The organism is Streptomyces sp. NRRL F-525, assembly GCF_000716605.1.
Lineage (GTDB): Bacteria > Actinomycetota > Actinomycetes > Streptomycetales > Streptomycetaceae > Streptomyces.
In genome coordinates this window covers 1-547 of sequence record NZ_JNXE01000122.1, presented here as the reverse complement: position 1 = coordinate 547, position 547 = coordinate 1, and the positions used below count along the sequence as shown (strand labels likewise).

General features: G+C 71.5%; 1 protein-coding gene. It reads left to right on the top strand.

Annotated features, from left to right (window positions below; genetic code table 11):
* A partial coding sequence (locus tag OO69_RS48150) for a ketoacyl-synthetase C-terminal extension domain-containing protein (RefSeq protein WP_033287388.1) occupies positions 1–547 on the top strand: 547 nt, incomplete at both ends.

Genomic DNA, 547 nt, shown 5'->3' with positions numbered 1-547 from the left:
CGCCCGGCTGACGGCCGATCAGGTCGACGCGGTGGAGGCGCACGGAACCGGGACGACGCTGGGCGACCCGATCGAGGCGCAGGCGCTGCTCGCCACCTATGGCAAGGAGCGGTCGGCCGAACAGCCCTTGCTGCTGGGGTCGTTGAAGTCGAACATCGGACACACCCAGGCCGCCGCCGGTGTCGGCGGCGTGATCAAGATGGTCATGGCGATGCGGCACGGCGTACTGCCCAAGACCCTGCACGCGGACGAGCCGTCCCCGCACGTGGACTGGACGTCCGGCGCCGTCTCGCTGCTGACCGAGGCCACCCCGTGGCCTGAGACCGATCACCCGCGCCGCGCCGCCGTCTCCTCCTTCGGGATCAGCGGCACCAACGCCCACGTCATCATCGAGCAGGCCCCGCCGATGGACCCGTCACCGGTTGAGGAGGCGGGTGCTGCTTCGGATCCGGTGGCGTGGGTGCTGTCGGCCCGCACCCCCGCAGCGCTGCGGGAGCAGGCAGGCCGGCTGCACACCCACCTGACAGATCAGCCCACGACTACGGCC